The following is a 23,413-nucleotide window of genomic DNA, read 5'->3' on the forward strand; positions in this document are numbered from 1 at the left end:
CGCTATCAATCAATCTGCGAACTGTCACTCTGGTGATTGGTATATGCTTGAAGTATTGGCAAGGAACGAACGAAGGAACGACGACAACAATGATTTTGATTATTTACGCCCATCCCTATCCCCGGCATTCTCATGCCAACCAGCGGCTGCTGCAGGCGGTGAGGGATCTTCCCGAGGTAGAGGTGCGCTCGCTGTATGAGCTGTACCCCGATTTCAATATCGATATCAACGCCGAACAGCGCGCTCTGGAACGTGCCGACATGGTGGTGCTGCAACACCCGATGCAGTGGTACAGCTTTCCGCCGCTGCTGAAGTTATGGATCGACAAGGTGCTGGAACACGGCTGGGCCTACGGCCACGAAGGCGATGCGCTGGTGGGCAAGGACTGCCTGTGGGCGGTGACCAGCGGCGGTGATGAACAGCATTTCGAACTGGGAGACTTCCCGAATTTCGCCGCGCTGGCGCAGCCGCTGCAGGCGACCGCGGTCTATTGCGGTATGAACTGGCAGCCCTATTTTGCGGTGCATAATACCTTTACCTGCAACGAACCGGCGCTGATTGCCGCCGGGGAGGCCTACCGCCAACGGCTGGTCGAGTATCTGATGGAACACAGCGAACCGGTAGAACAGGGAGCCAGCCATGGATAACCACAACATGATGATCGAGGGGCTGATCTATCTCGGCTCCGCCGCGCTGTTCGTGCCTATTGCGGTGCGCCTCGGGCTGGGTTCGGTATTGGGCTACCTGATCGCCGGCTGCATCATCGGCCCCTGGGGGCTGAAGCTGGTGTCAGACGCCGAGTCGATCCTCACTTTCGCCGAAATCGGCGTGGTGCTGATGCTGTTTATCATCGGGCTGGAGCTGGATCCCAAACGGTTGTGGACGCTGCGCGCCTCGGTATTCGGCGGCGGCAGCATCCAGATGGCCGGCTGCGGGCTGGCGCTGAGCGCTTTTTGCTACTTCCTCGGGCTCGACTGGAAGGTGGCGCTGCTGATTGGCCTGACGCTGGCGCTGTCTTCCACCGCCATCGCCATGCAGGCGATGAGCGAGCGCAACCTGACGCCGTCGCCGATCGGCCGCAGCTCGTTTGCCGTGCTGTTGTTCCAGGATATCGCGGCGATCCCGCTGGTGGCGATGATCCCGCTGCTGGCCAGCAGCGGCGCCACCACCACGCTGGGCGCTTTCGCCATGTCTGCCGGCAAGGTGGTGGGTGCGCTGATGATCGTGGTGCTGCTTGGCCGCTATGTCACTCGCCCGTTGCTGCATTTTGTCGCCCGTTCGGGCATGCGCGAGGTGTTCAGCGCCGTGGCGCTGTTTTTGGTATTCGGCTTCGGCATTCTGCTGGAGATGGCCGGGTTGTCGATGGCGATGGGGGCTTTCCTCGCCGGGGTGCTGCTGGCCAGCTCGGAGTATCGCCACGCGCTGGAAAGCGATATTCAGCCGTTCAAAGGTTTGCTGCTGGGGCTGTTCTTTATCGGCGTTGGCATGTCGATCGACTTTGGCACGCTGTTCCACCATCCGCTGCTGATCGCTTCGCTGCTGCTGGGCTTTATGCTGATCAAGGCGGCGCTGCTGTGGCTGATTGGGCCGTTGCTGGGGGTGCCGAAGCGCCAGCGCGGCATGTTCGCCATTCTGTTGGGCCAGGGCAGTGAGTTCGCCTTCGTGATCTTCGGCGCGGCGCAGCTGGCGGGCGTGCTGCCGCCGGACTGGGCCAAGTCGCTGACGCTGGCGGTGGCGCTGTCGATGGCGGCTACGCCGCTGCTGTTGGTGATCGCCACACAGCTGGAGAAAAACGCGCCGAAGGAAGAACGCCCGGCGGACGTGATCGACGACGAGAACGCCAGCGTGATCATCGCCGGTTTCGGCCGTTTCGGCCAAATCGCCGGCCGCTTACTGTTGGCCAACGGCGTGCACACCGTGGTACTGGATCACGATCCGGACCATATCGAAACGCTGCGCAAGTTCGACGCCAAGGTGTTCTACGGCGACGCCACCCGCGCCGACCTGCTGGAAGCCGCCGGCGCCGCGCACGCCAAAGTGCTGATCAACGCCATTGACGATGTGGAGGCCAACCTGCAGCTGACCGAGTTGGCCAAGCGCCACTTCCCGCACCTGAAGGTGGTGGCGCGCGCGCGCGACGTCGACCACTGGTACCAGCTGCGCCAGCTGGGGGTGGAGAGCCCGGAGCGCGAGACCTTCGAGAGTTCGCTGCGCATCGGGCGCGAGACGCTGGAGCTGCTGGGGCTGGATGCCTACGAGGCGCGGGAAAAGGCGGATACCTTCCGCCGCTACAACCTGAAGATGCTGGAAGACACGCTGGAGAATTACCAGGATACCGAATTCCGCATCGCCAGCCTGCAGCGGGCCAAGGAAATGCTCAGCGCGGCCATCGAGCAGGATCAGAATCGGCTGGCGCGGGTGCAGCAAACCGGCTGGCGCGGCAGCATCGACGGCAAAGCGCCGGAAGACGAGGTGGTGGAAGCGAAGGGATAAGGGAAGGGGCGCCGCGATGGCGTAATGCTGGTCAGTTAAGCCTGACTGGCATTTTTTTATCCAATCTCTGTACGCTCCGTGCAGGAAGAATTGCCGTAAATATCCCGCATTTCTCTGCTACCGCAATGAACGGCAATTGGAGGGGCCGAAGGCGCGGCCCCTCCACCCGCGCCTTCGCTTAACACCGTCTGTCCGCTGCGCGGATACCCTCGCTGCACCTGCGTTGTCGGGCGGGTCGGCTACGACAAACGTCCCTGTTAGTCTCGCCTCAACCGGCCTTCCCTGGCCGGTTGCCCCTGACAACGCCGTCTTGCTCGGCAGCCGGCGATGCGCGCCCAAGGTCAACACCCGAATCTGCCGCCACGGGGCAACCTGTCCCCCCCATTTGAGATAACCTTATTAAAGACAGTGAAAATAGTGAGATGAGCAGGGTGTTGGGCGCCCTTGAAGACGCCGAACGCAGGAGCGGCGCATAGGCGAAACCGCCATGGACGGCGGTTTCAGGCGAGACAGGCAGGGACGCCTGTCGTAGCCGGCCGTGATGCGCAGTGACGGAGGGAGGGGAGTTGGCGCAGCCAACCGGCTGATTGGGCGAGGGCGTGGGTTGCAAGGGGCCGCGCCTACGGCCCCTTGCTCGGTCGAGGCGCGTGAGCTTCATGGTACATCTCATATTCATCGACCGAAAACTTCACCAACGCCCGCAGAAAAACGCTAACTGACAAGCATTAGGCCGCGATGGCGCCCCATTTTTTTGCTTAACTTAGCGCGACCTTGATGCCCAGCGCGATCAACATGCCGCCCAGCAATTTGTCGACGATCTTCTGGGTCTTTTCCAGCCCGCGGCGCACCGGGCCGCTTTGGATCAGGAACACCAGCAGCGGCCACCAGATGACCGACAGGCCGAGAATAATCCCCGCGTACCACAGCTTCTCCCCCAAACCGGAATCGATCTGCAGCACCTGGGTAAATACCGCCAGGAAGAACAGCGTGGCCTTCGGGTTCAGCAGGTTGCACAGATAGCCCTGCACAAAGGCGCTCTTCAGGCTGACCTGTTGGCGCGGCAGGTTGCTGACGTTCATCTTGCCGCCGCCGCGCGACAGCAGCGCCTGGATGCCGACCCAAATCAGGTAGGCCGCCCCGGCGTATTTAAGCAGGTTGAACAGCCACGGCGTGGTGGTGATCACCACCGCCAGCCCGGCGACGCAGTAGGACATATGAGTGGCGACGCCGCAGATCACCCCGCAGGCGGTCATCATTGCCGCCAGGCGCGGATAGCGGGCGGCGTTTTTGATCACCAGGAAAAAATCCGGGCCGGGTGACAGCATGCCGAGAGCGGCGATGCCGGCGACGAACAGCGAAGTTTCAAGCATGGTTGGCGTCTCTGCGCAAAAGGCCTAATGCCGACGATAATAACGCCGCTTCCCCTGATGCGCATCAACCCAATGAGGTAATGTTTGCCACTATGATGAATATTCACTCAGCGCGAACGATGGGGCTCTATGCATCAGACTACCCTTACAGACAGGCCGGAACCGCACCGGCTGCAGCGTGAAATTACCCGGCTGTGTATTCAATGCGCTTTGCTGCTGCTGCAGCACGGCGCCGAGAGCACGGTAGTGGAACAGCTATCGACCCGGCTGGGGCTGGCGCTGGGAATGGACGGCGTGGAAAGCTCCATCTCGGCCAATGCGGTGGTGCTGACCACTCTCAGCAACGGCGCCTGCGTGACCACCACCCGCAAGAACGTCGATCGCGGCATCAACATGCAAATGGTGACCGAGGTGCAGCATATCGTGATCCTCGCCGAACATCGGCTGGCGGACGCGCACGATGTGGCGCGGCGCTTCGAGAAGCTGCGGCCGCTGCGCTATCCGCGCTGGCTGGTGGTGGTGATGGTGGGGCTGTCGTGCGGCTGCTTCAGCATGCTTAACGGCGGCGGCGGGGATGCGTTCGCGGTCACCTTTATCGCCAGCGGCGTGGCGATGCTGGTGCGTCAACTGCTCACTGCGCGCCATATGAATCCGCTGATCAACTTTTGTCTGACGGCGTTCGTCGCCACCTCGGTATCCGGGCTGTTGCTGCGGCTGGCGGCCTTCAGCCACACCTCCAGCGTGGCGATGGCCGCCAGCGTTCTGCTGTTGGTGCCGGGCTTTCCGCTGATCAACGCGGTGGCGGACATGTTTAAAGGCCACGTGAATACCGGTCTGGCGCGTTGGGCGATGGCCAGCCTGCTCACGCTGGCCACCTGTATCGGCGTAGTGATGGCGATGTCGCTGTGGGATTTGCGGGGGTGGTCATGAGTCTGTGGTGGGCTTTGCTGCAGGAGATGCTGCTGGCGGCGGTGCCGGCGCTGGGCTTCGCCATGGTGTTCAACGTGCCGGTGCGTGCGCTGCGCTATTGCGCCCTGCTTGGCGCGGTGGGCCGCGGTTCGCGCATGCTGATGATGCATGTCGGTATGAACATCGAGTGGGCGTCGCTGTTGGCGGCGATCCTGATCGGCATCATCGGCATTTACTGGTCGCGTTGGCTGCTGGCGCATCCGAAGGTGTTTACCGTGGCGGCGGTGATCCCGATGTTCCCCGGCATTTCCGCTTATACCGCCATGATCACCGTGGTGGAGATTTCGCACCTGGGCTACAGCGAGGCCCTGATGGAGGCGATGGTCACCCACTTTCTCAAGGCCAGTTTTATCGTCGGCGCGTTGTCGATCGGCCTGTCGTTGCCGGGGCTGTGGTTATACCGCAAACGCCCTGGAGTATGAATTTCTGCGGCTATAAATCGTTGGTTATTAGATATACTGATAAGAGCTATCTTATATATTCATCTTGCTTGATTCGCCTATCGACGGCAGATTGGCCTTTACGTATAGTGTCAGCAATTTTGCTGCCTATACAGGGTTAAACAATGATTATCAGCCTGATCGCTGCCTTGGCGGCGGATCGCGTTATTGGCATGGAAAACGCCATGCCGTGGCACCTGCCGGCGGACCTGGCGTGGTTTAAACGCAACACGTTGAATAAGCCCGTTATTATGGGCCGTAAGACCTTTGAGTCTATTGGCCGCCCGCTGCCGGGCCGCCACAATATCGTTCTGAGCAGCCGCCCGGGCAACGAAACCGGGGTGACCTGGGCCACTTCGTTGGATGAAGCCCTGGCCGCGGCGGGCGACGTGGCAGAAGTGATGGTGATGGGCGGCGGGCGTATTTACACCCAGTTCCTGGCGCGCGCCAACCGCATGTACCTGACGCACATCGACGCCGAAGTCGGTGGCGACACTCACTTCCCAGACTACGAGCCGGACGAGTGGGAAACCTCGTTCAGTGAATTCCACGACGCGGACGAGCTGAATTCTCACAGCTACTGCTTCGAGATTTTAGAGCGCCGCTGATTTTTTAGGCGTTAACCGTTTCTCCTGAGGGCGCAAGCAATTGCGCCCTTTGTCGTTTTTGCCTCTTCTGCCTGTAACATTTCCGTCACACTTCCTGATTAGTATGAAGCCCAACTCTGAGCGCCCCGGCAACTCTGGTGAATCTCGATCGTGGCGCCATTACAAAAGGAAAGTGAGCTATGACGACCAAAATTGAGCAATTAGATGCCGACCGCCTGATAGATCCCACCCGTCGCAAACTGCTGCTCGGCAGCGCCGGCGCCGTCGGCCTGGCCGGTTTTCTTGGCGGCGGTATCTGGACGGTGTCCGCCGAGGCGTTGGCCGAAGATCTGCCGCCCAACAAGCTGCTCGGCTTCAAGGGCATTGCCGCCTCCACCGCCGACGAGGTGGCGATTGCGCCGGGCTACCGCGCCGATGTGTTGATCTCCTGGGGAGAGCCGCTGGTGGATGGCGCGCCCGCCTTCGATCCGCAGGGCAACAACAGCGCCGCCGATCAGGAAAAACAGTTTGGCGATAACAACGACGGCATGAGCTTTTTCCCGATCGACGACGGCCACGGCGTGATGGCTATCAACAATGAATACGTCAATGAGCAATACCTGTTCGCCCACGGCGGCGCCAAGGCCGCCAGCCTGGAAGAGGTGCGCAAATCCCAGGCGGCGCACGGGGTTTCCATCGTGGCGGTGCGCCGGACAGGCGACGGCCAGCGCTGGGAGGTGGAGCGCCCGTCGCGCTATAACCGCCGCATTACCGCCAACACAGAAATGCAATTCAGCGGCCCGGCCGCCGGCCACGCGCTGCTGCAAACCGCCGCCGACCCCAGCGGGCGCAAGGTGTTGGGCACCTTCGGCAACTGCGCCAACGGCAAAACGCCGTGGGGCACCTACCTGACCTGCGAAGAGAACTTCGACACCTATTTCGGTACTCACCAGGCCGATTACCAAACCACCGCGGAGCAGAAACGTTATACGCTGAAGGCCGGCGAACCGGAGCGCAACTGGCCGGATTACGATGAACGTTTTGACGTGGCGAAGAACCCGAACGAATTCAACCGCCACGGCTGGATCGTGGAAATCGATCCGTTGAACCCCACGTCGACGCCGATCAAACGCACCGCGCTGGGCCGTTTCAAGCATGAGAATGCGGCGGTTACCCTAGCCAAAGACGGCCGACTGGTGGTGTACATGGGCGATGACGAGCGTGGCGAGCATATCTATAAATACGTTTCCAAAGGCGTGGTGGACGTCGCCAACCCGGCGAACAACTGCAGTCTGCTGGACGAGGGCACGCTGTACGTGGCGCAATTCGACGGCGACGCCGGCGGCACGCCGCTGAAGGGCACCGGGCGCTGGATAGCGCTGGAGTTCGGCAAGAATGGCCTGACGCCGGAAAATGGCTTCCGCGACGAAGGAGAAGTGCTGATCTTCGCCCGCAAAGCGGCGGCGCAGGTGGGGGCGACCAAAATGGATCGCCCGGAATGGATCGCGGTCAATCCGCATGACGGACGCGCTTACTGCACCCTGACCAATAACAGCAAACGCGGCGAGGAAGGGATGCCGCTCAATGCCGCCAACCCGCGGCCAAACAACATTTACGGCCAGATCATCCGCTGGGACGAGGGCGGCGACGCCACGGCGGAGAGCTTCGCCTGGGATATCTACGCGCTGTGCGGCAACCCGATCGCTCACCCGGAAGGGGTCAACCGCGGCACGCCGAACATCACGGCGGACAACACCTTCAACAGCCCGGATGGCTTGGGCTTTGACCAGGCCGGCCGCCTGTGGATCCTGACCGACGGCAAATACAGCAACAAGGGCGACTATGTCGGCCAGGGCAACAACCAGATGTTGGTGGGCGACCCGCACAGCGGTGAGATCCGGCGCTTTATGGTCGGCCCGAAATCCTGCGAGCTGACCGGCATCACCTTTACCCCGGACTATAAGACGATGTTCGTCAACGTGCAGCATCCGGGCGAAGAGGGCGATTCCCACTTCCCGAACAACAGCCCGCGGCCGCGTTCATCGGTGCTGATGATCACGCGTGAGGATGGCGGAGTGATAGGGGCGTAATACAATAATGAGGCGGCCGCTTTGGCCGCCTTAACGATCAGGATGCAGCCAGGCGGGTGGTCGTGTCGGGCATGGCGCCGCGGTTGGCGGGTTGGGTAAAGTAGCGGCGGTCTTCCCAGCGCAGCATGGTCAGATCCCCGCCCCAGCAGCAGCCGGTATCCAGCCCGATAATGCCTTCCGGGGTGCCTTTGCCTTCCAGCGAAGCCCAGTGGCCGAAGATAATGGTGTAGTCGGCCTCCACCAGGCGCGGTAACTCGAACCAGGGCTTCAACGGCGCAGGCGCAGTGCCCGGCGCATCTTTGCAAATCATGTCGAGCTGCCCGTTGGGGAAGCAGTAGCGCATGCGGGTCAACGCATTGGTGCTGAAACGCAGGCGCGCCAGGCCGCTCAGCTCCGGCGACCAGTTGTTCGGCATATCGCCGTACATGGCGTCCAGGAACAGCGGATAACTGTCGCTGCTCAGCACCGCCTCCACCTCACGCGCGCAAGTTTTTGCCGTCTCGATGTCCCACTGCGGGGTAATGCCGGCATGCGCCATCACCAGCTTCAGCTCATCGTCTACCTGCAGCACCGGCTGGCGACGCAGCCAGTTGATCAGCTCATCGGCGTCCGGCGCTTCCAGCAGCGGGGTGATGCGGTCTTTGGGTTTGTTGCGGCTGATGCCGGCGTAGACCGCCAGCAGGTGCAGATCGTGGTTGCCCAGCACCATGCGCACCGCCGGGCCGAGCGAACGCACGTAGCGCAGCACGTCCAGCGAACCTGGCCCGCGGGCCACCAGATCGCCGGTCAGCCAGAGCCGGTCGCGCTGCGGATCGAAAGAAACCTGGGCCAATAGCGACTGCAGTTCATCGAAACAGCCATGAACGTCGCCGATAAGGTATGTCGACATATTTAATGGATCAGCGTTGGAATAGCTAAGCGGAACACGGGAATAGCGGTCTGGAACGGTTGACCCTGATGGTCAACCATTTCGTAGTGGCCTTCCATGGTGCCCAGCGGCGTCTCGAGGATCGCGCCGCTGGTGTATTGGAATTCGCCGCCGGGCGGGATCAGCGGCTGTTCGCCGATGACCCCTTCACCCTGGACTTCGGTCTGGCGGCCGTTGCTGTTGGTGATCAGCCAGTAACGGCCCAGCAGCTGCACGTTGAAACGCCCCAGATTGCGGATGGTGATGGTATAGGCGAAGACATAACGCTCTTCTTCAGGAATCGACTGTGATTCCACATAGATGCTCTGAACCTGAATACATACACGGGGCGAATCAATCATGAAACAACTCCTTATTGCTGCGGTGCTGGGTTAGCTGAAAGCCAGTTTGCCAGCTTGCAGTACTGCGCCACAGAAATATTCTCTGCTCTGAGCGAAGGATCGATGCCTAACTCCGTCAGCTGTTCCGGAGTGAACAGATCGCCCAGGCTGTTGCGGATGGTTTTCCGACGCTGGTTGAACGCCTGAGTGGTAATGCGGCTCAGCATGCGCACGTCACCCACCGGGTTTGGCATCACGCCGTGCGGCACCAGACGCACTACGGCGGAGTCGACCTTCGGCGCCGGAGTGAATGAAGTTGGCGGCACTTCCAGCACCGGGATGACGTTGCAGTAATACTGCGCCATCACGGTCAAACGCCCGTAAGCCTTGCTGTTCGGGCCGGCGACCAGACGGTTTACCACCTCTTTCTGCAACATGAAGTGCATGTCGCGGATTGCCTGAGTATAGCTGAAAAGGTGGAACATCAGCGGCGTCGAAATATTGTAGGGCAGGTTACCAAATACGCGCAGCGGTTGGCCTGCCTGCTCGGCCATTTCGGCGAAATTCACCGTCATGGCGTCTTGCTGGTGAATGGTCAGCTTGTCTTTCAGCTGCGGATGGTTCTCCAGCCGGGCGGCCAGATCGCGGTCCAGCTCGATCACCGTCATGCGGTCCATGCGCGCGCCAACCGGCTCGGTCAAGGCGCCGAGGCCCGGGCCGATCTCTACCACCGCTTCGCCCGGTTGCGGGTGAATGGCGGAGACAATGCTATCGATGACAAACTGATCGGTTAAAAAGTTTTGTCCAAAGCGTTTGCGGGCAAAGTGCCCTTGGTGGACTCTGTTATTCATTACAATTGATTATCATTTTAATGGCGAGATTCAAGGCCGTTTTGAAACTGCCCGCATCGGCGGTGCCGGTGCCGGCCAGTTCCAGAGCGGTACCGTGGTCGACCGAGGTACGAATAAAAGGCAAACCGAGGGTGATATTCACCGCACGGCCGAACCCCTGGTATTTTAGCACCGGCAGACCCTGATCGTGATACATCGCCAGCACCGCATCGGCATGTTGCAGATATTTGGGCTGGAACAGGGTGTCCGCCGGCAGCGGGCCGATCAGATGGATGCCTTCGCCGCGCAGCGCCTCGAGCGCCGGCGTGATGGTGTCTATCTCTTCGCGCCCCATATGGCCGCCTTCCCCGGCGTGCGGGTTAAGCCCACAGACGTAAATCTGCGGCTGAGGAATGCCAAATTTGGTTTTCAGATCCCGATCGAGGATATGGATGACTTCGAACAGGCTTTGACGGGTGATGGCGCCCGGCACCGCCAGCAGCGGCAGATGGGTGGTCGCCAGCGCCACGCGCAGCTCTTCGGTCGCCAGCATCATCACGACCCGATCGCAGCCGCTGCGATCGGCGAAAAACTCGGTATGGCCGATAAAAGGGATGCCGGCGTCGTTGATCACGCCCTTGTTCACCGGCCCGGTGATCAGCGCGGCGAATTCGCCGTTCAGGCAGCCGTCGCAGGCGCGGGCCAGGGTTTCCACCACGTAGGCGCTGTTGCCGACGTTAAGCTCTCCTGGGGTGACCGGATGCGCGGCCGCTACCGGCAGCAGGGTCAGCGTGCCGGCGCGCTGTGGCTGAGCCGGCTGCTGAGGTTGATAGTCGCGCAAGGTCAGCGGCAGGTTCAGCTGCCGGGCGCGCTCAAGCAACAGGGCCGGATCCGCGCACACCACCAGTTCAACAGGCCAATCCTGTTGCGCCAGCGCTGCCACCAAATCCGGCCCCACCCCGGCGGGTTCGCCGGGGGTAATCACAATACGTTTATTGCTGTGCATTGCTGCCATCGAGGATCTTCACGTAGGCCTGAGCACGTTGTTCCTGCATCCAGGTCTGCGCTTCTTCAGCAAATTTACGGTTGAACAGCATGCGGTAAGCGCGATCTTTCTGCGCCGCGTCGGTTTTATCCACCTGGCGCGTATCCAGCAGCTGGATCAGGTGCCAACCGAAGGAAGAGTGCACCGGGGCGCTGATTTCGCCTTTGCTCAGCTTAAGCAGCGCGTCGCGGAACGCCGGATCGTAGATGTCCGGAGAGGCCCAGCCCAGATCGCCGCCCTGCATGGCGGAACCCGGATCCTGAGACAGCTGTTTGGCTTCATCGGCAAATTTGGCGCTGCCGTTTTTGATCGCTTCCGCGACAGACTGCAGCTTGGCGCGCGCCTGATCGTCGGTCATCACCACCGAAGGTTTCAGCAGGATATGGCGGGCATGCACCTCGGTCACGGAAACCGACTGGCTGGCGCCGCGGATATCGTTAACCTTCAGAATATGGAAGCCAACGCCGGAACGGATAGGGCCGACGACGTCGCCTTTCTTGGCGCTAACCAAACGCTCGGCGAACAGGGTAGGGATCTCCTGCAGCTTGCCCCAGCCCATGTTGCCGCCTTTCAGCGCCTGAGAATCCGCCGAGTAGGTGATTGCCAGCTTGCCGAAATCGGCGCCGCTGTTGATCTCGCCCACCAGCTTTTTGGCCAGCGCTTCGGCTTCGTCAACCTGCTGCTGCGACGGGTTTTCCGGCAGCGGGAGCAGAATGTGGCTGATGTTCATTTCGGTATCGCTGCCGTTCTGAGCCCCAACCTGCTTGGCCAGCGCATCCACTTCCTGCGGCAGGATGGTCACGCGGCGGCGCACTTCGTTGTTGCGCACTTCGGAGATCAGCATTTCCTTGCGGATTTGCGCGCGATAGGTGTTGTAGTTCAGGCCGTCGTAAGACAGACGGCTGCGCAACTGATCGACGCTCATTTTGTTTTGCGCGGCGATGTTGGCGATGGCTTTGTCCAGGTCGGCGTCGGACACGTTGATGCCCATTTTCTTGGCCATCTGCAGCTGGATATTGTCCATCACCAGACGTTCGATGATCTGATGGCGCAGCGTGCCGTCGTCCGGCAGCTGCTGGCCGGCTTGCTGCGCATTCAGCTTCACTGACTGCAGCAGGCTGTTGACGTCGCTCTCGAGTACCACGCCGTTATCCACGACGGCGGCGACTTTATCCACTTCTTGGGGTGCTGCGAACGCGGTATTGGCGCAAACCACCAATCCGAGAATAAGCGTTCTCCAGTTCTTCATACATTTCCCATTATGTAATCCGCAAATGCGGGTGAAAGTTTTCGTTTTCAAAGTGTTACCAATCATCAGAACGCACGCTGATACGGCAGGATGCCGGAGCGCAGCATTTCCGCGGAACCGAGGCTGTGATCGCTGCTCAGGCCACGCAGTTCGACGTTGAACGAAACTTTGTTGTCGTAAACGCTGGTATTGTTGCTGTTGTTCCATTCGGTGACCTTGCGCTCATAGCCCAGGGTTACCGCCCAGCAGCAGGTGTTGTACTTCAGCCCCACCAGTTGATCGGCAGACTGCTTGGCGCGGGTGTCGTAATAATACGCCCCAACCACCGCCCAGCGATCGGCAATCGGCCAACTGCCGGTGACGCCAACCTGAGAGATACCGTCCTGATAGGCCGGCACCGTTTTGGTGTTCAGCGCCGTCTGGATATATTCCGGCGTGGCGTAGCGGTAGTTCAGCTGCACCACGCGTTCGGCGTCCTGACGGTATTCCACCACGCCGTTGCCCAGCGAAACGCTGTTCAGGCGGGTGTCGTACTGCAGGCCGCCGCGCAGGCCCCAACGATCGTCGATCTTCCAATAGGTATCGCCGGCCCAGGCCAGGCTGCCGGTATCGTCGTTGTTGTCGTAACCCGTCATCTGGTCACCGGTGCGTGACCGGCTGAAGTAGTAGATTTGACCTACGGAAGCGTTAAAACGTTCAACCAGCGCATCATCATAAATTCGCGTGGTCAAACCGGTGGATACGCGGTTCTGCGAAGCGATGCGATCCAGGCCGCTGTAAGTGCGGTCGCGGAACAGGCCGCTGTAGTCGGTTTGCAGCAGCGTGGTGTCGTAGGTATAGATGTTGCTTTGATCACGGTATGGCACGTACAGGTACTGCACGCGCGGTTCCAGCGTTTGGGTGGCCCCTTCAGACCAGATCATCGGGCGTTCGAACACCAGCTTGCCGTCGACCTTGAACTGCGGCAGCACGCGGTTGACCGAGTCGTCGAGATTCGGCGCGTCGACCCCTTTGCGGCGCTGATAGTTGGCGGCGAAGCCGTCTGGAATATCCTGCTGGTAGTGGGTCGCCAGCAGCTTGGCTTCGGTGTTCAGGCTGGCCCAGCCGTTGGTCAGCGGCAGGCTCAGCGTAGGTTCCATATGCAGACGGGTGGCGTCCGGGCTGTATGGGTTGACGCTGGTGAACTTGGCCGCCTGGCCGTAGATGCGGAAGTCGAACGGGCCGAGGTCGTTCTTGTAGTAGTTCAGATCCAACTGCGGCTGAACCTTATACGAGTCCGACTGGCTGCGGTCGGTATCGTCGTAGATCTGGAACTGCTTGGAGCTCAAGGTGGCGTCCCAGTTCTCGTTGGCGTAACCCAGGCTGAACTTCTGCGTGGCGTAGCCGTCGGTGGTGGAGCCGTATTTGGAGTCCAGATCGGTAAAGTATTTGGAGTCGCTGACCTTGGTGTAGTCGACGTTGAAGCGCCACACCTGATCCATCACGCCGTTGTGGTTCCAGTAGAACAGCCAACGGGTGCTGTCGTCATAGTCCTTGCCGTATTCCTTGTCGTCCGGCAACCAGTCGAACTCCATCAGGCCGAGGCCCGGCTGCACCAGGTAGCGGAATTCGGTCTGCCACTGCAGGCCGCGCTTCGACATATAGTGCGGCGTGATGGTGGCGTCGTAGTTCGGCGCGATATTCCAGTAGTACGGCAACATGAACTCGAAGCCGTTGTTGCTGCCGTATTTCGCGTTCGGGATCAGGAAGCCGGAGCGGCGCTTATCGCCGACCGGCAGCTGCAGATACGGGCTGTAGAACACCGGCACGCCGCCGATGCGGAAGCGGGCGTTCCAGATTTCCGCCACCTGCTCTTCGCGGTCGTGGATCACTTCGGAACCGACAACGCTCCAGCTGTCGTCGCCCGGCAGGCAGGAGGTAAAGGTGCCGTTCTCCAAAATGGTGTAGCGATTGGCGCCGCGCATTTTCATTTTGTCGGCGTCGCCGCGCCCCTGACGGCCGACCATCTGGTAGTCGCCCTCATAGACGTCGGTATCTTTGTTATTCAGGTTCGACCAGGCCTTCGGGCCTTTCAGCTTGATCTGGTTGTCGCTGTAGTGCACGTCGCCGGTGGCGGTCACGGTGCGCACCGGATCGGCCTGCCCCGGCTCCTGAGTTTGGTTCAGTTCCACCTGCTTGGCGGTCAGGGTGCTGTTGCCCTGCTCGATATTGACGTTGCCGGTGAACAGCGCGCTCTTCGGATAGTCAGTGCGCGAGTCATCGGCATTGATGGTAACCGGCAGGCTGTTGGGATCGCCGCTGACCAAAGGCTTGGTATAAACAGGAACGCCAAGCATGCATTGCTCGGCCAGATCAGCCAGCGCATGCTGACTGTAGAGTGCCGTCCAAATCATCGTGGCCAGCAGTGTTGGGAAACTTTTTTTCATACGCGGTTTTGGTGTTCCGTCATCAGAGGCGTCATGTCCGGCAAACGGTCAGAGACTATATCACTCATCTGCGTTGCGCTAGTGTTAAATCCTGCCGTTTACTTGCGTCGTCGTTAGGCGCAAAGATAAATGACAGGTATGATAATCCAAATCCTGGGAAAAATCGCCTTAACCCTTACCTGAGATGGCAGGGATCTTGTGCGGCTTTCGGCATGATAATTGAGGAGTATATGCAGTATTGGGGAAAACTGCTCGGGGTCATCGTCGCCATTTGGTCTGGCGCGGGGTTCTGGGGTGTAGTTTTGGGGCTGATTATCGGTCATATGATCGATACTGCGCGCAGCAACAAGCGCAGCCGGGGTTTCTTCGCCGGCCAGCAAACGCGGCAAACGCTATTTTTCCGCACCACTTTTCAGGTGATGGGTCACCTGACCAAATCAAAAGGGCGCGTTACCGAGGCGGATATTCAGATCGCCAGCCTGTTTATGGATCGTCTGCAGCTGCACGGCGAAGCGCGCACCGCGGCGCAGCAGGCGTTTCGCGAAGGCAAGCAGAGCCAGTTTCCGCTGAGAGAGACGCTGCAGCAGCTGCGCAGCATCTGTTTCGGCCGTTTCGACCTGATTCGGATGTTTCTGGAAATTCAAATCCAGGCGGCGTTCGCCGACGGTTCGCTGCATCCGAACGAGCGGCAGGTGCTGTATGTGATCGCGGAAGAGCTGGGCATCTCGCATGCGCAGTTCGATCAGTTCCTCAGCATGATGGAAGGCGGGCGCCAGTTTGGCGGCGGCCGGCAGGGCGGTTATTCGCAGGGCGGCTACCAGCAGGCGCAGCGCGGGCCAACGTTGGAAGATGCCTGTAAGGTGCTGGGCGTCAGCAGCGGCGACGATGCCGCCGCTATCAAGCGCGCCTACCGCAAGCTGATGAGCGAACATCATCCGGATAAACTGGTGGCGAAAGGCCTGCCGCCGGAAATGATGGAGATGGCCAAGCAAAAAGCGCAGGAGATCCAGGCGGCATACGATCTGATCAAACGCGAGAAAGGCTTCAAATAACGATACCCGTCATACTTCGAGCCGCAGGTGTGTTGGCTGCCTGCGCTTACCCCGGTCACGTACTTTTTGTACGCTTCCGGGGCTGCGCTTAGTTGCCGCCTTTCTGCAGCTCCAATTATTTAGGGTATCCGTTGGCGATGAGCTCAGAAATCCGGCTCGGCGCGAAAATGCATCGGCGTCTGGAAGGCGGGGTGGGTGATGCGCAGCTCCTGCGCATGCAGCTGCAGCCGTGGCGCCATCGCTTTCGCCTGTGGATGCGCGTAGAAACCGTCGCCGAGGATCGGATGCCCCAGCGCCAGCATATGTACCCGCAGTTGGTGAGAGCGGCCAGTGATCGGCGTCAGTTTTACCCGCGTGCTGCCGTCGGCGTCGCGCGACAGCACCTGATATTCCGTTTGCGCCGCTTTGCCGGTTTCAAAACACACTTTCTGCAGCGGCCGGTTCGGCCAGTCGCAAATCAGCGGTAAATCCACCCATCCCTCATCCTGCTCCAGGTGGCCCCAGACGCGGGCGATATAGGACTTCTTCGGCTCGCGTTCGCGGAACTGGCGCTTCAGCTCGCGCTCGGCGGCCTTGTTCAGCGCCACCACGATCACGCCGCTGGTGGCCATATCCAGCCGATGCACCGATTCGGCGGCCGGGAAGTCGGCCTGAATGCGCGTCATCAGGCTGTCTTTGTTTTCCGGCGCGCGGCCAGGCACCGAAAGCAGGCCGCTCGGCTTGTTGACCACCATGATGTGCTCATCCTGATACAGGATATGCATCGGGTCCTGTGGGGGATTGTAGGGTTCCATCTTGGCTCCGCTGAAAAAGGCCGTGCGGGGAACCATTGCCCCCCGCGCTGCGCCGGTTACTGGTGGGTGACGACCACCAGACGAATGGCGTCCAGACGCCAACCGGCTTCATTGAGGTTAGCCAGCACCTGACGGCGGTTGAACTCCAGCGCTTCGACTTCGTCGTCGCGGATGTTCGGGTTAACCGCCTTCAGCGCTTCCAGGCGCGCCAGCTCGGTGCTCAGCTTGTCGTCCGCTTCCTGTTTCGCCTGCTCAATCAACGCGCGAGCCTGCGCTTCAACCAGGCCTTCCGCCTGCTGCAGCATGGCGTGCACGTCCTGCTGCACCGCGTTGACCAGCTTGCTGGAGGTGTGGCGGTTGACGGCATTCAGCTGGCGGTTGAAGCTTTCGAACTCCACCTGCGCCGCCAGGTTGGTACCTTTGCGATCCATCAGCATGCGGATTGGCGTCGGCGGCAGGAAGCGGGTCAGCTGCAGGTGCTTCGGCGCCTGCGCTTCCACCACGTATACCAGCTCAACCAACAGAGTGCCGACCGGCAGCGCCTTGTTTTTCAACAGGGAAACCGCACAGCTGCCGGTATCGCCCGACAGGATCAGATCCAGGCCGTTGCGGATGATCGGGTGTTCCCAGCTGACGAACTGTGCGTCTTCACGCGACAGCGCCTGATCGCGGTCGAAGGTCACGGTACAGCCGTCCTGCGGCAGGCCCGGGAAGTCCGGCACCAGCATGTGGTCGGACGGCGTCAGCACGATCAGGTTGTCACTGCGATCGTCCTGATTGATGCCGACGATGTCGAACAGGTTGAGCGCAAAACCCACCAGGTTGACGTCGTTGTCCTGCTCGGCGATGGCGTCCGCCAGCGCCTGGGCCTTGTCGCCGCCGTTGGAGTGCATTTCCAGCAGGCGGTCGCGGCCCTGCTCCAGCTGCGCTTTCAGCTGGTCGTGCTGCTGGCGGCAGGCGTGAATGAATTCGTCCAGCCCTTCCTGTTCGGTCGGCGCGGCCAGATACCCGATCAGCTGCTCATAGCTGCTGTCGTAGATGGTGCGGCCGGTCGGGCAGGTGTGTTCGAAGGCGTCCAACCCCTCATGGAACCAGCGGCCCAGCACCGCCTGCGCGGTGTTTTCCAGGTACGGCACCATGATCTGGATGTCGTGCATCTGGCCGATACGATCCAGACGGCCGATCCGCTGCTCCAGCAGATCCGGGTTGAACGGCAGGTCGAACATCACCAGTTGGCTGGCGAACTGGAAGTTGCGGCCTTCGGAACCGATTTCGGAACACAGCAACACCTGCGCGCCTTCTTCTTCGGAAGCGAAGTAGGCGGCGGCGCGATCGCGCTCGATGATCGACAGCCCTTCGTGGAACACCGCGGCGCGGATCGCTTCACGTTCGCGCAGCACTTGCTCCAGCTGCAGCGCGGTTTCCGCCTTGGCGCAGATCACCAGCACTTTCTCGTGGCGGTTGGCCACCAGGTAGTCCAGCAGCCATTCCACGCGCGGATCGAAGTTCCACCAGGTGGCGTTCTCGCCCTCGAATTCCTGATAAATCTGCTCCGGGTACAGCATGTCGCGCGCGCGCGCCTCGACGGTTTTCTTGGCGCCCATGATGCCGGACACTTTAATCGCGGTCTGGTACTGGGTCGGCAACGGCAGCTTGATCTGATGCAGGTTACGGTGCGGGAAGCCCTTTACGCCGTTGCGGGTGTTGCGGAACAGCACGCGGCTGGTGCCGTGGCGATCCATCAGCATGGTCACCAGTTCCTGGCGCGCCTGCTCGGCGTTGTCGCCGTCGCTGTTGGCGGCTTTAAGCAGCGGTTCGATGTCCTGCTCGTCGATCAGTTCGCCCAGCAGGTTCAGCTTGTCGTCGGCCAGGCGTTCGCCGCTCAGCAACAGGGTGACTGCGTCGGCAACCGGGCGGTATTTTTGCTGCTCGGCCACGAACTCGTGATAGTCGTGGAAGCGGTTCGGATCCAGCAGGCGCAGACGGGCGAAGTGGCTCTGCTGGCCAAGTTGTTCCGGGGTGGCGGTCAGCAACAGCACGCCGGGAACGTGTTCGGCCAGCTGTTCGATCACCTGGTATTCGCGGCTCGGGGCTTCTTCGCTCCAGGCCAGGTGGTGGGCCTCGTCGACCACCAGCAGATCCCAGTGGGCGTCCGCCAGCTCTTCCAGGCGCTGCTTGTTGCGGCGCACGAAGTCCAGCGAGCAGATCACCAGCTGTTCGGTTTCGAACGGGTTGCTGCTGTCGAGCTTGGCTTCGGCGTAGCGGCTGTCGTCGAACAGCGAGAAGTAGAGGTTGAAGCGGCGCATCATCTCGACCAGCCACTGGTGCTGCAGGGTCTCCGGCACCACGATCAGCACGCGTTCGGCGCGGCCTGCCAGCAACTGCTGGTGAATGATCATGCCGGCTTCGATGGTTTTGCCCAGGCCGACCTCGTCCGCCAACAGTACCCGCGGCGCATGGCGCTGGCCCACTTCGTAGGCGATATGCAGCTGGTGCGGGATCAGGCTGGCGCGCATGCCGCGCAGGCCGGCGAACGGCAGGCGATATTGCTCGCTCTGATATTTACGCGCGCGAAAGCGCAGGGCGAAGCGATCCATACGGTCAATTTGGCCGGCAAACAGCCGGTCCTGAGGCTTGCTGAAGGTCAGCTTGCTGTCCAGCAGCACTTCGCGCATCGCCACGCCGCTTTCCTGGGTATCCAGGCGGGTGCCGACGTAGGTCAACAGGCCGTAATCCTCTTTTACTTCCTCCACCTGCAGCTGCCATCCTTCATGGCTGCTGATGGTATCGCCCGGGTTGAACATCACGCGGGTGATCGGCGAATCGTTTCTGGCATAGAGGCGGTTTTCACCGGTGGCGGGGAAAAGCAGGGTAATCATGCGCGTATCCAGCGCCACGACGGTTCCCAGACCTAATTCGCTTTCCGTATCGCTGATCCAGCGTTGACCAAGAGTAAAAGGCATATATTGTCGGCTCGATTCTTTGTAAGTAAGTCCGTCACTGCGGCGCAGCGACCTGTAGTAAACCCGGTTTATTTTAATTTGGCGGGCAATAGCTATAGCTCCCATGCCGGGGTCATAAGACGGCGCGGGGGATGATTCAGAAATTGGGAAGGGCGCTATGGTAATGGAAGGCGGCGCGTTCGTCACCTGCAAAACCTGATGATTTTTCTTAACCCAATATCAGAACAACCCCATCTGCCCGGTGACCAGCGTGGTGAAATCGTCGTGCAGAAAAGGCAGTATAGCGTCTGCCACCGGTTGTAGCTGGCGCTCCAGATAATGTTGGTAATCGATGGCCGAATGGCGCGTCTCCAGCGGCTCCGGCCCGGCGACGGTCATCACGTAACTGATCCAGCCGCCGTTCTGGTACTGCAGCGGCCGGCCGTGTTGGCGGTTGTAATCGTCGGCGATGCGCGCGGCGCGGACATGGGGCGGCACGTTGCGCTGGTATTCGTCGAGCCGCCTGCGCAGCCGCTTGCGGTAAATCAGCCGGTCATCGAACTCGCCGCCCAGCGTTTTGCTGACGTAGTCGCGCAGGTAGTCCTGATAGGGCTGCCGCTTGAAGATCAGCTGATACAGCTGCTGCTGGAACTGCTGCGCCAGCGGCGTCCAGTCGGTGCGTACCGTTTCCAACCCTTTATACACCATCTCTTCACCGCCGTCCGGGCGAGCGATCAGGCCGGCGTAGCGTTTTTTGCTGCCCTGCTCGGCGCCGCGGATGGTCGGCATCAGGAAGCGCGAATAGTGAGTTTCAAACTCCAGCTCCAGCGCGTTTTCCAGCCCGAATTGCTGCTGCAGGTGCCGTTGCCACCACTGGTTGACCCGCTGCACCAGCGCGCGGCCAATCTGCGCCGCCTGTTGTTCATCGTGCGGCTGTTTCAGCCACACGAAGGTGGAGTCGGTATCGCCGTAGATCACCTGGTAACCCTCGGCCTCGATCAGTTCGCGCGTCTGGCGCATGATCTCATGGCCGCGCAGGGTGATCGAGGAGGCCAGGCGAGGATCGAAAAAGCGGCAGCCGCTCGATCCCAATACGCCGTACAGCGCGTTCATGATGATCTTCAGCGCCTGGGACAAGGCCTTGTTGTGCTGGCGTTTGGCCGCCTCGCGGCCCTGCCAGATCTGCTCGACTATCGCCGGCAGGCAGTGTTTGCTGCGTGAGAAACGCGCATTGCGAAAACCGGCTACCGAATCGGCGTCACCCGGATGGCGCATGCCCTCCACCAGCCCGACCGGATCGATCAGGAAGGTGCGGATAATCGAGGGGTACAGGCTCTTGTAATCCAACACCAGCACCGAATCGTACAGACCGGGCTGTGAATCCATCACGAAACCGCCGGGGCTGTGCTCTTCCGGCTGCTCGCCGAGGTTGGGCGCGACAAAGCCCAACCGGTGCATGCGCGGCATGTACAGGTGGCTGAACGCCGCCACCGAGCCGCCGCTGCGGTCGGCCACCAACCCGGTGACGGTGGCGCGCTCCAGCAGGAAGTTGAGCAGATCGGTCTTGGCGAAAATGCGTGTCACCAGCTCGCAGTCTTTCAGGTTGTAACGGGCCAGCGCCGGTTTGTCTTCGGCGAAGCGCCGGTCGATCTCCGCCATGCGCTGGTAGGGATTGTCGATCGATTTGCCTTCGCCCAGCAAATCCTGAGAAACGTATTCCAGGCTGAAGGAAGGGAAGTTCCAGGTGGCCGACTTCAGCGCTTCGATGCCGTCGATAATCAGCCTGCCGGGGGCGGAGGCGAAAAAGTGATTCTGCTTGAAGCCGTGCTCGCGCCACTCCAACAGGTTGCCGCCGCGCCCCAGCCGCAGGGGGATCTGGTAGCGTTCGGCATGTTTTTGCAGCACCCGCAGATCGAACTGCACCAGGTTCCAGCCGATGATGGCGTCCGGATCGTAGCGTTCCAGCCACTGGTTCAACCGCTCCAGCATTTGCGGGCGGCTTACGCAGTACTCCAGCTCGAAATCCAGCGCGTCGTCACCGCCGTTGGCCGGCCCCAGCATGTAGACCTGCCGCTGGCCGCAGCCTTCCAGCGCGATAGAGTAGAGTTCGCCGTGGGCGGTGGTTTCGATGTCCAGCGAGACCAGCTTCAGCGCCGGGCGGTATTCCGGCGCCGGTTTCATCTGGCCGTTAAGCTGCGGGCCGTCGCCGTTGGGTTGGCCGCTGAACCACACCGGCGCGGTGATAAAGCGCTCCATCAGGTAGCGTTCCGGCGGCCGGATGTCCGCCTCGTAAACCGAGACGCCGCCTTCTTTCAGCAGCTTTTCCAGCTTGATCAACTGGCGATGCTGGCGGCAGTACAGCCCGAGCATCGGCCGGTGGTGGAAATCCGTCAGCGACAGCGGTTTCAGCTCCACCTGCCGCTCTTCGCGCAGCAGCAGTTCAGCGCGCTGGCGCTGTTCCGCGGGAATAAAGGCCACCGAGGTTTGCGGCGGCAGCCGCAGCCGCTGCGGCCCGGCGTCGGTCGCCAGCCAGAATTCCACTTCGGTGCCGGCGGGCGTGTCGCGCCAGTGGCGGGTGAGGATAAAACCCTGTTGAAGTGACATCACGCGGTTCCTGAGAGGCTAAACGGCAAGGCAATCGGCATAAGTTACAGTATGGGTTTTTATACAGGTATTGTCCACGGCTGTGCGGCATTGCCAAAAACGCATACAATTCATCGATTGACTCGTCTCCGGCTGCACCGGACAATCCTTCGCCCGCGCTTTGCCTAACGAACAGAGGTTTAATGGAAGCCTATTTACAGCATTTGATCACCCAGTCATTGGCTTTCACCCTGATGGTCGTCATGTTGGTCGCATTTTTGGAATCGCTGGCGTTGGTGGGGCTGTTGCTGCCCGGTACGGTAATGATGGCCAGCATCGGCGCGCTGATCGGCAGCGGCAAGGTGGACTTCTATTACGCCTGGGCGGCCGGCATCCTCGGCTGTTTGTTGGGAGACTGGATCTCCTACTTCATCGGCCGCGCCTTCAAGGGGCCGCTGCATCGCTGGTCATTTCTGAAGAAGAACAAGGCGATGCTCGACAAGACAGAGCACGCGCTGCACCAGCACAGCATGGCCACTATCCTGATTGGCCGTTTTGTCGGCCCGACGCGCCCGCTGGTGCCGATGGTGGCCGGTATGCTCGATCTGCCGCCGTACAAGTTCGCCCTGCCGAACATCATCGGCTGCGTCACCTGGCCGCCGGTGTATTTCTTCCCCGGCATTTTGGCCGGCGTGGCGATCGACATTCCCGCCAGCGCCGACAGCGCCATGTTCAAGTGGTTGCTGTTGGCGGCGGCGGTGCTTATCTGGCTGGCCGCCTGGCTGAGTTGGCGCTGGTGGCGCGAAGATAAGCGCCGCGCCGATCGGCTGAGCCGGTGGCTGTCGCCGGGGCGGCTGCGCATAGCCTGCGTGTTTAGCTGGCTCGCGGCGCTGGCGGTCGGTTATCTGCTGAGCCAGCAGCCGCTGATGCCGGTGTATCGGCATCTGTTGTGGAAGGTGTTGTCCGGGCAATGACAGCGGGGCGTTTGCCCCCGTTCGCTTTACTGGAAGAACGCCTCCAGCTGTTCGAACACCCGCACGTCTTCGCTGTGGCGTTTCACCTGCAGCACGTCCTCCAGTTTTTCCACCTGGCTTATCATCTGCACCAACCGCTGGTCGTCGGCCACCAGCAGCCAGATGCGGCTCTGCTGGCCGTCTTTCAACGGCATGCACAGGATGCCCTCGACGTTGAAAGCGCGGCGGGCAAACAGGCCGCAGACGTGCGACATCACGCCGGGATGGTTTCGTACCGCCAGCTCCAGGATCACCTGTGGTTTATCTTGTTGTTGCAGCATG

The 23,413-nt window shown here is 60.9% G+C and carries 19 protein-coding genes; 8 read left to right on the plus strand and 11 right to left on the minus strand.

Features of this window, described 5'->3' with window-relative positions:
- Positions 1–89 precede the first annotated feature (89 nt).
- Together kefF and kefC are read left to right on the plus strand one after the other, a co-directional pair.
- A complete protein-coding gene (kefF, locus tag KHA73_RS03115; RefSeq protein ID WP_234588707.1) occupies positions 90–647 on the plus strand; it encodes a glutathione-regulated potassium-efflux system oxidoreductase KefF in 558 nt (185 codons plus the stop codon).
- Positions 640–2,493, plus strand: coding sequence for a glutathione-regulated potassium-efflux system protein KefC (gene kefC / locus KHA73_RS03120; RefSeq protein WP_234588709.1), 1,854 nt, complete (start codon positions 640–642; stop codon positions 2,491–2,493). The genes kefF and kefC overlap by 8 nt, the downstream gene beginning before the upstream one ends.
- 755 nt (positions 2,494–3,248) lie before the next feature.
- Here the strand turns inward: kefC and KHA73_RS03125 are convergent.
- Entirely contained in the window at positions 3,249–3,863 is a 615-nt protein-coding gene (locus KHA73_RS03125; protein ID WP_234588710.1) for a LysE family translocator, read from the minus strand.
- Positions 3,864–3,992: 129 nt separating this feature from the next.
- Between KHA73_RS03125 and KHA73_RS03130 the strand changes: the two genes are divergently transcribed.
- The 4 genes from KHA73_RS03130 (at position 3,993) to KHA73_RS03145 (ending at position 7,949) form a co-directional block, all read left to right on the plus strand.
- On the plus strand, positions 3,993–4,793 hold the full coding sequence (locus KHA73_RS03130) for a threonine/serine exporter family protein (protein ID WP_234588712.1): 801 nt from the start codon (positions 3,993–3,995) through the stop codon (positions 4,791–4,793).
- Positions 4,790–5,254 carry a threonine/serine exporter gene (locus KHA73_RS03135; RefSeq protein WP_234588713.1) on the plus strand — a complete coding sequence of 155 codons (465 nt, stop codon included), beginning with the start codon at positions 4,790–4,792 and terminating at the stop codon, positions 5,252–5,254. The genes KHA73_RS03130 and KHA73_RS03135 overlap by 4 nt, the downstream gene beginning before the upstream one ends.
- Before the next feature lie 143 nt (positions 5,255–5,397).
- Positions 5,398–5,880 (plus strand): type 3 dihydrofolate reductase, encoded by a 483-nt coding sequence (gene folA, locus KHA73_RS03140; protein ID WP_234588725.1) that lies wholly within the window; start codon positions 5,398–5,400, stop codon positions 5,878–5,880.
- 179 nt (positions 5,881–6,059) lie between these two features.
- The gene (locus KHA73_RS03145) at positions 6,060–7,949 is read left to right on the plus strand and encodes a PhoX family protein (protein ID WP_234588734.1); all 1,890 of its coding nucleotides are present in this window, start codon (positions 6,060–6,062) and stop codon (positions 7,947–7,949) included.
- 37 nt (positions 7,950–7,986) lie between these two features.
- Here the strand turns inward: KHA73_RS03145 and apaH are convergent, their stop codons facing one another.
- The 6 genes from apaH to lptD all read right to left on the minus strand — a co-directional run bounded on the left by apaH (position 7,987) and on the right by lptD (position 14,747).
- The gene (gene apaH, locus KHA73_RS03150; RefSeq protein WP_234588743.1) at positions 7,987–8,838 is read right to left on the minus strand and encodes a bis(5'-nucleosyl)-tetraphosphatase (symmetrical) ApaH; all 852 of its coding nucleotides are present in this window, start codon (positions 8,836–8,838) and stop codon (positions 7,987–7,989) included.
- A gap of 2 nt (positions 8,839–8,840) precedes the next feature.
- Positions 8,841–9,218, minus strand: a complete 378-nt coding sequence (gene apaG / locus KHA73_RS03155) for a Co2+/Mg2+ efflux protein ApaG (protein WP_234588745.1) — start codon at positions 9,216–9,218, stop codon at positions 8,841–8,843.
- 11 nt (positions 9,219–9,229) lie between these two features.
- A complete protein-coding gene (gene rsmA, locus KHA73_RS03160; RefSeq protein WP_234588747.1) occupies positions 9,230–10,048 on the minus strand; it encodes a 16S rRNA (adenine(1518)-N(6)/adenine(1519)-N(6))-dimethyltransferase RsmA in 819 nt (272 codons plus the stop codon).
- Positions 10,041–11,033: a 4-hydroxythreonine-4-phosphate dehydrogenase PdxA gene (pdxA, locus tag KHA73_RS03165; protein WP_234591179.1), complete on the minus strand. Its 993-nt coding sequence runs from the start codon at positions 11,031–11,033 to the stop codon at positions 10,041–10,043. The genes rsmA and pdxA overlap by 8 nt, the downstream gene beginning before the upstream one ends.
- Positions 11,020–12,321: a peptidylprolyl isomerase SurA gene (surA, locus tag KHA73_RS03170; protein WP_234588749.1), complete on the minus strand. Its 1,302-nt coding sequence runs from the start codon at positions 12,319–12,321 to the stop codon at positions 11,020–11,022. Before surA ends, pdxA begins: the two co-directional genes overlap by 14 nt.
- Before the next feature lie 65 nt (positions 12,322–12,386).
- Entirely contained in the window at positions 12,387–14,747 is a 2,361-nt protein-coding gene (gene lptD / locus KHA73_RS03175; protein ID WP_234588751.1) for an LPS assembly protein LptD, read from the minus strand.
- Positions 14,748–14,977: 230 nt separating this feature from the next.
- On the opposite strand from lptD, the gene djlA reads away from it, so the two are divergent.
- A complete protein-coding gene (gene djlA / locus KHA73_RS03180; RefSeq protein WP_234588759.1) occupies positions 14,978–15,799 on the plus strand; it encodes a co-chaperone DjlA in 822 nt (273 codons plus the stop codon).
- Between the two features lie 143 nt (positions 15,800–15,942).
- On the opposite strand, the gene rluA is transcribed toward djlA, so the two are convergent.
- The 3 genes from rluA to KHA73_RS03195 all read right to left on the minus strand — a co-directional run bounded on the left by rluA (position 15,943) and on the right by KHA73_RS03195 (position 22,139).
- Positions 15,943–16,593 (minus strand): bifunctional tRNA pseudouridine(32) synthase/23S rRNA pseudouridine(746) synthase RluA, encoded by a 651-nt coding sequence (gene rluA / locus KHA73_RS03185; protein ID WP_234588767.1) that lies wholly within the window; start codon positions 16,591–16,593, stop codon positions 15,943–15,945.
- 56 nt (positions 16,594–16,649) lie between these two features.
- Positions 16,650–19,556: an RNA polymerase-associated protein RapA gene (gene rapA / locus KHA73_RS03190; RefSeq protein WP_234588769.1), complete on the minus strand. Its 2,907-nt coding sequence runs from the start codon at positions 19,554–19,556 to the stop codon at positions 16,650–16,652.
- A gap of 219 nt (positions 19,557–19,775) precedes the next feature.
- Complete coding sequence (locus KHA73_RS03195; RefSeq protein WP_234588771.1) at positions 19,776–22,139, minus strand: DNA polymerase II; 2,364 nt, start codon at positions 22,137–22,139, stop codon at positions 19,776–19,778.
- A 182-nt stretch (positions 22,140–22,321) separates the two neighbouring features.
- Here KHA73_RS03195 and KHA73_RS03200 point away from each other — a divergent pair, with 182 nt between their 5' ends.
- On the plus strand, positions 22,322–23,092 hold the full coding sequence (locus tag KHA73_RS03200) for a DedA family protein (protein ID WP_234588773.1): 771 nt from the start codon (positions 22,322–22,324) through the stop codon (positions 23,090–23,092).
- A gap of 26 nt (positions 23,093–23,118) precedes the next feature.
- Here KHA73_RS03200 and ilvN read toward each other — a convergent pair whose 3' ends face one another.
- The gene (gene ilvN, locus KHA73_RS03205; protein ID WP_234588775.1) at positions 23,119–23,412 is read right to left on the minus strand and encodes an acetolactate synthase small subunit; all 294 of its coding nucleotides are present in this window, start codon (positions 23,410–23,412) and stop codon (positions 23,119–23,121) included.
- Position 23,413 lies beyond the last annotated feature (1 nt).

Origin of the sequence: Serratia entomophila (genome assembly GCF_021462285.1) — a bacterium.
In the GTDB taxonomy this organism is placed as follows: domain Bacteria; phylum Pseudomonadota; class Gammaproteobacteria; order Enterobacterales; family Enterobacteriaceae; genus Serratia; species Serratia entomophila.

Excerpts from the sequence above, each read along its gene's own strand:
- KHA73_RS03200 (WP_234588773.1), top strand. The coding sequence starts at position 22,322 with ATGGAAGCCTATTTACAGCATTTGATCACCCAGTCATTGGCTTTCACC.
- kefC (WP_234588709.1), top strand. The coding sequence starts at position 640 with ATGGATAACCACAACATGATGATCGAGGGGCTGATCTATCTCGGCTCC.
- KHA73_RS03145 (WP_234588734.1), top strand. The coding sequence starts at position 6,060 with ATGACGACCAAAATTGAGCAATTAGATGCCGACCGCCTGATAGATCCC.
- ilvN (WP_234588775.1), bottom strand. The coding sequence starts at position 23,412 with ATGCTGCAACAACAAGATAAACCACAGGTGATCCTGGAGCTGGCGGTA.
- KHA73_RS03195 (WP_234588771.1), bottom strand. The coding sequence starts at position 22,139 with ATGTCACTTCAACAGGGTTTTATCCTCACCCGCCACTGGCGCGACACG.
- apaG (WP_234588745.1), bottom strand. The coding sequence starts at position 9,218 with ATGATTGATTCGCCCCGTGTATGTATTCAGGTTCAGAGCATCTATGTG.
- lptD (WP_234588751.1), bottom strand. The coding sequence starts at position 14,747 with ATGAAAAAAAGTTTCCCAACACTGCTGGCCACGATGATTTGGACGGCA.
- rluA (WP_234588767.1), bottom strand. The coding sequence starts at position 16,593 with ATGGAACCCTACAATCCCCCACAGGACCCGATGCATATCCTGTATCAG.
- KHA73_RS03130 (WP_234588712.1), top strand. The coding sequence starts at position 3,993 with ATGCATCAGACTACCCTTACAGACAGGCCGGAACCGCACCGGCTGCAG.
- KHA73_RS03125 (WP_234588710.1), bottom strand. The coding sequence starts at position 3,863 with ATGCTTGAAACTTCGCTGTTCGTCGCCGGCATCGCCGCTCTCGGCATG.
- apaH (WP_234588743.1), bottom strand. The coding sequence starts at position 8,838 with ATGTCGACATACCTTATCGGCGACGTTCATGGCTGTTTCGATGAACTG.
- rsmA (WP_234588747.1), bottom strand. The coding sequence starts at position 10,048 with ATGAATAACAGAGTCCACCAAGGGCACTTTGCCCGCAAACGCTTTGGA.
- KHA73_RS03135 (WP_234588713.1), top strand. The coding sequence starts at position 4,790 with ATGAGTCTGTGGTGGGCTTTGCTGCAGGAGATGCTGCTGGCGGCGGTG.
- djlA (WP_234588759.1), top strand. The coding sequence starts at position 14,978 with ATGCAGTATTGGGGAAAACTGCTCGGGGTCATCGTCGCCATTTGGTCT.
- folA (WP_234588725.1), top strand. The coding sequence starts at position 5,398 with ATGATTATCAGCCTGATCGCTGCCTTGGCGGCGGATCGCGTTATTGGC.
- pdxA (WP_234591179.1), bottom strand. The coding sequence starts at position 11,033 with ATGCACAGCAATAAACGTATTGTGATTACCCCCGGCGAACCCGCCGGG.
- surA (WP_234588749.1), bottom strand. The coding sequence starts at position 12,321 with ATGAAGAACTGGAGAACGCTTATTCTCGGATTGGTGGTTTGCGCCAAT.
- rapA (WP_234588769.1), bottom strand. The coding sequence starts at position 19,556 with ATGCCTTTTACTCTTGGTCAACGCTGGATCAGCGATACGGAAAGCGAA.
- kefF (WP_234588707.1), top strand. The coding sequence starts at position 90 with ATGATTTTGATTATTTACGCCCATCCCTATCCCCGGCATTCTCATGCC.